Here is a 5,637-nt window from a genome sequence, read left to right on the forward strand (position 1 = left end):
GACCCCCACCAGCAGGCGACCCCGCACCGCCGGCGCCGCTTGGCCGAGCTGGCGATATCCCTGGGCCAGATCGTCGTCGACATGGGCGGCAGCGGTCTGCATGGCCAGCTCGCGCAGGGCCATCAAGTTGGTCTGGGTGAAAAACGCATCGATGGCCGCACGCGCCTGTTCCGGCACATACACCTTGCCGTCGCGCAGGCGCTCGAGCAATTCGCGGGATGGCAGGTCGATCAGCAGCAGTTCGTCGGCCTCCTGCAGCACCCAGTCCGGCAGGGTTTCGCGCACCTGCACGCCGGTGATGCCACGCACCTGGTCGTTGAGACTTTCCAGGTGCTGGACGTTGACTGTGGTGAACACGTTGATGCCGGCCGCGAGCAGTTCCTGGATGTCCTGCCAGCGCTTTTCATGACGGCTGCCGGGAGCGTTGCTATGGGCCAGTTCATCGACCAGCACCAGCTTGGGTCGGGCCGCGAGCAGGCCGTCTAGGTCCATTTCTTCAAGCATTACGCCCCGGTATTCGCTGCGCAACAACGGCTGTTGCGGCAAACCGCTGAGCAAGGCTTCGGTCTCGGCGCGGCCGTGGGTCTCGACCACCCCGGCGATCAGAGCCACACCCTGGCGCAGTTGAGTATGGGCAGCCTGGAGCATGGCGTAGGTCTTGCCCACGCCGGGCGCGGCGCCAAGGAAAACTTTGAGCCGGCCACGGCCGTTGCGGGGCAGATCGGCTAGCAGGGCATCGGCGCGGCCGGAGTCGCTCATGCGCGGGGGTTCCTCAGGTGTTCAAAGTAGTCAGGTTCAATGAAGATCAAATGTGGGAGGGGGCTTGCTCCCGATAGCGGTGTGTCAGTAACAGCTATTTCAACTGAACCAGCGCTATCGGGAGCAAGCCCCCTCCCACAGGGTTCAGAGTTTTTCCAGGGCCATGTTCAGGGCCAGCACGTTGACTACGGGCGGGCCTACCAACGGGCTTTCGATGTGTTCATCCAACAGCCGCTGCAAGGTCGACACCGGTACATTCCGTGCGGCCGCCACTCGCGCCAGTTGATAGGCAATTGCCTCGGGTGGCAAGTGTGGATCGAGCCCGCTGCCGGAGGTCGTCAGCGAGGCCAACGGTACCGGCCCCTGGCCTGGCACCTGTTGTTTAGTCGCGTCGTCAAAGATACGCGCGGCCAGTGCGGGGTTGCTCGGGCCAAGGTTGCTGGCACTGCTGGAAACCGTCGCGAACGCGCCGGCCGAAGGGCGTGGGTGGAACCAGCCGTCGCCGCTGAAATCCTGGGCGATCAGGCTGGAGCCGCGCACCTTGCCGCTGGCATCGCGCACCAGGCTGCCATTGGCCTGGTCCGCAAAGGCTACTTGCGCGACGCCGGTCACCACCAGCGGGTAGGCGACGCCGGTGATCAGGGTCATGAGTACCAGCAGGCTCAGGGCTGGGCGGATGATGTTGGACATTTCAGACTCCTCGGTGCAGTGATGCGGTGGGACGCGGAGCGTCCGGGGCGGCATTCCCACGCTGAGCGTGGGAATGATCAGGCTCAAACCAGGTGCAGCGCCGTCAGCAGCATGTCGATCGCCTTGATGCCCACAAAGGGCACCAGCAGCCCACCCAGGCCGTAGATCAGCAGGTTGCGGCGCAACAGCGCGGCCGCGCTCGCGGCTTGCACGCGCACACCGCGCAGGGCCAGGGGAATCAGCACCACGATGATCAGCGCGTTGAACACGATGGCCGACAGGATCGCACTCTGCGGGCTCTGCAAGTGCATGACATTGAGCACGCCCAGTTGCGGATAGATCGAGGCAAACAGCGCCGGCAGGATCGCGAAGTACTTGGCCACGTCGTTGGCGATGGAAAAGGTGGTCAGCGCACCCCGGGTCACCAGCAACTCCTTGCCGATCTGCACCACGTCCAGCAGCTTGGTCGGATCGCTGTCGAGGTCGACCATGTTCGCGGCTTCCCGCGCAGCCTGGGTACCGTCGTTCATCGCCATGCCGACATCGGCCTGGGCCAGTGCCGGGGCGTCGTTGGCGCCGTCGCCGCACATGGCGACCAGACGGCCGTCGTTCTGTTCATGGCGGATACGCGCCAGTTTCTTCTCAGGCGTGGCTTCAGCCAGTACATCATCCACGCCGGCTTCAGCGGCAATCGCGGCGGCGGTCAGCGGGTTATCGCCGGTGACCATCACGGTACGAATGCCCAACTTGCGCAGCTCGGCGAAACGCTCGCGGATACCGGGCTTGACCACGTCTTTGAGATGGATCGCACCGAGTAACTTGCCATCGGCGCACACCAGCAACGGCGTGCCGCCACTCTGCGCGATCTTGTCGATTTCCCGCGACAGCGCAGGTAACAGGTCGCTACGTTGCTGGCCGATAAACGCCAGCAGCGAATCCACCGCACCCTTGCGAAAGACGCGGCCCTGGTAATCGACACCGGATAAGCGGGTTTCCGCGCTGAACGGTACGGCGGTCAGTTGCTCCAGCGTCGGCTCGGCCTGGGGGTGCAAGGCGCGCAGGTATTCGACGATGGACTTGCCTTCCGCCGTGTCATCGGCCAGGGAGGCGAACAACGCGCCTTCAGCCACTTCCCGACCACTGACACCGGGCGCCGCAACCACGGCGGTGCAACGACGGTTACCGAAGGTGATGGTGCCGGTCTTGTCCAGCAGCAACACGTGCACATCCCCTGCCGCTTCCACCGCGCGACCGGACTTGGCGATCACGTTCAACCGCACCAGACGGTCCATGCCCGCAATGCCGATGGCCGAGAGCAAGCCGCCAATGGTCGTGGGAATCAGCGTCACCAGCAGTGCGACGAGGAACACCAGGGGCAGGCTGCCATTGGCGAAGTGAGCGAACGGCTGCAGGGTAACCACCACCAGCAGGAAGATCAGGGTGAGGCCGATCAGCAGGATATCCAGTGCAACTTCGTTGGGGGTTTTCTGGCGTTTGGCGCCTTCCACCAGCGCGATCATGCGGTCCAGGGTCGACTCGCCGGGGTTGGCGGTGATGCGGACCAGCAGCCAGTCCGATACCAGTCGAGTGTTACCGGTGACGGCCGAGCGGTCGCCGCCGGACTCGCGGATCACCGGGGCGGACTCGCCGGTAATCGCTGCTTCGTTGACCGCGGCGATGCCTTCGATCACTTCGCCGTCGCCAGGAATCATTTCGCCTGCCGCGACGCGCACCACATCACCTTTGCGCAGGCTGGTGGCCGGTACCACCTTGAAGCTGCCGTCGGCCTCCTTGCGGCGCGCGCTCAGGCCCTCACTGCCGGCCTTGAGGCTGTCGGCGCGGGCCTTGCCACGGCCTTCGGCCAAGGCTTCAGCGAAGTTGGCGAACAACACGGTGAACCACAGCCACACCGCGATTTGCACGGCCACGAAAGTCGGCACGCTGGTATCGGGCACAAAGCACAGCACGGTGGTCAGAATGGCGGTCAGCTCGACCACCAGCATCACGGGCGAACGTTGCAATTGACGGGGGTCCAGCTTGACGAACGCCTGGACCAGCGCCGGGCGCCACAACGCAGAGATCGCGGTTTTGGCGGGCTCCTGAGTGCGCGCGGGGGCAGCATTTTTTACAGACATGTTCATTCTCATATCCCCTTGACTTAGAAGCCCATGCTCAGGTGTTCAGCAATCGGGCCCAGCGCCAGTGTCGGCAGAAACGTCAGGCCGCCCACCAGCAAGATGGTCACGGTCAACAGCGTCACGAACAACGGGCCGTGGGTCGGAAAACTGTTCTGGCCAATCGGTGCGGTCTTCTTCATCGCCAGGCTACCGGCGAGGGCCAGCACCGGCAGGATGTAACCGAACCGGCCAATCAACATGCCCAGGCCGAGCATCAGGTTGTGAAACGCGGTGTTGCCGCTGAAACCGCCGAACGCCGAACCGTTGTTGGCACTGGCCGAGGTGTAGGCGTAGAGCAACTGGCTAAAACCGTGGGGCCCAGGGTTGCTGATGGCTCCGGCCGGGCCCGGCAGGCTGGCGGCGATGGCACCCAGCACGAGCACACCCACCGGCATTACGAGCAGGGTCACGACGAGCAATTGCACTTCCTTGGCCTGAAGCTTCTTGCCCAGGTATTCCGGGGTGCGGCCGATCATCAGGCCGGCGAGGAACACCGCGATCAACACATTGAGCAACATGCCGTACAGACCGGCACCGACGCCGCCGAAAATCACTTCGCCAACCATCATGTTGACCAGCGCCACCATGCCGCTCAGAGGGTTGAGGCTGTCCTGCATGCCGTTGACCGATCCGTTGGAGGCCGCAGTGGTCGTCACCGACCAGAGCACCGTGCCGGTGGTGCCGAAGCGTGTTTCCTTGCCTTCCAGCGGCGCGGTGTGTTCCACGGCCGGGTTATTCAGGGTCGGATTGGGCTGGTACTCGGACCACAGCGACGTCGCGCCGCCAATCAGGAACAAGGCCAGCATGCACGCGAGAATCGCGCGGCTCTGACGCAGGTCTTTGACGTAGTGACCGAAGGTGAACACCAGGGCAACCGGGATCAGGATGATCGACGCCACTTCGAAGAGGTTGGCCCAGGCCGTCGGGTCTTCGAACGGATGCGCCGAGTTCACCCCAAAGAAGCCGCCGCCATTGGTGCCCAGTTGCTTGATCGCAATCTGGCTGGCTGCAGGGCCCAGGGGAATGACTTGATCCACACCCTGCATCGTCACGGCATCAACGTAATGGGCGAACGTCTGCGGCACACCCTGCCACACCAGGAACAGCGCCAGCACCAGGCACAGCGGCAGCAAACCGTAGAGCGTGGCGCGGGTCATGTCGACCCAGAAATTCCCCAGAGTCGCGGTGGATTTGCGACCGATCCCACGACAAAGCGCGACAAGCACTGCCAGGCCGGTGGCGGCGCTGACGAAGTTCTGCACGGTGAGGCCGACCATCTGGCTGAGGTAGCTCAGGGAGGCTTCGCCGCTGTAGTTCTGCCAGTTGGTATTGGTCATGAAACTGACCGCGGTGTTGAACGCCAGCGTCCATTCCTGGCCCGGCAATTTCTGCGGGTTGAGTGGGAGATAGTCCTGAAACAACAGGATGGCGAACAACAGCAGGAAGCCCGCCAGGTTGAATGCAAGCAAGGCCAGCATGTACTTCTGCCAGCTTTGCTCTTGTTGATCGTCCACACCCGACAGGCGATAACAGGCTTTCTCGACAGGCCCCAGCACCGGCGTCAGCCACGTGCGCTGGCCTTCCATCACCTTGTAATAGAACCGCCCCAGAAACGGTGCCGGCACCAGTACCACGGCGAAGAAGGCGATGATCAGCCAATAGTCATAACTGTGCATAGCCCGCTCCTAGTTCCGATCCGCGCGTAACAGCGCAACCAGCAGATAAATGAACAGCGCCACGGCCAATAGCAGTGACACCCCGTCCAGAACGCTCATGGAAGTTTCTCCGTTTAACGGCGAGTGCCGCGTGTGGGGCAATTGTCCGCAGGAGGGGTGTAAAGGAACGAGAGCGAGGCGGGGCGCGGGGCGTAAAGATGGCGTAAAGAATGGCTTTATGCGCGGTTTACTGGGGGGTTGCAGTGGCTGGCTGGGCCTCATCGGGGCATAGGTATCTACACAATTTTGGTGCGACACCGCACCTGTGGCGAGGGAGCTAACGCGTATCTACCTGA

At 63.2% G+C, this 5,637-nt stretch carries 4 protein-coding genes and 1 pseudogene; all 5 read right to left on the bottom strand.

The window, feature by feature from the left end; genetic code table 11:
* Positions 1–759 (bottom strand): annotated as a pseudogene (locus BFP90_RS10420) (histidine kinase); the annotation flags it as partial.
* A 144-nt stretch (positions 760–903) separates the two neighbouring features.
* Positions 904–1,449 (bottom strand): potassium-transporting ATPase subunit KdpC, encoded by a 546-nt coding sequence (gene kdpC / locus BFP90_RS10425; protein ID WP_065896605.1) that lies wholly within the window; start codon positions 1,447–1,449, stop codon positions 904–906.
* Between the two features lie 83 nt (positions 1,450–1,532).
* Positions 1,533–3,596: a potassium-transporting ATPase subunit KdpB gene (gene kdpB, locus BFP90_RS10430; protein WP_240995446.1), complete on the bottom strand. Its 2,064-nt coding sequence runs from the start codon at positions 3,594–3,596 to the stop codon at positions 1,533–1,535.
* Positions 3,597–3,607: 11 nt separating this feature from the next.
* Positions 3,608–5,302, bottom strand: a complete 1,695-nt coding sequence (kdpA, locus tag BFP90_RS10435) for a potassium-transporting ATPase subunit KdpA (RefSeq protein ID WP_065896607.1) — start codon at positions 5,300–5,302, stop codon at positions 3,608–3,610.
* Between the two features lie 9 nt (positions 5,303–5,311).
* Positions 5,312–5,401, bottom strand: coding sequence for a K(+)-transporting ATPase subunit F (gene kdpF / locus BFP90_RS10440; RefSeq protein ID WP_003218754.1), 90 nt, complete (start codon positions 5,399–5,401; stop codon positions 5,312–5,314).
* Positions 5,402–5,637: the final 236 nt, after the last annotated feature.

Source organism: Pseudomonas sp. 24 E 13 (assembly GCF_900004715.1).
In the GTDB taxonomy this organism is placed as follows: domain Bacteria; phylum Pseudomonadota; class Gammaproteobacteria; order Pseudomonadales; family Pseudomonadaceae; genus Aquipseudomonas; species Aquipseudomonas orientalis_A.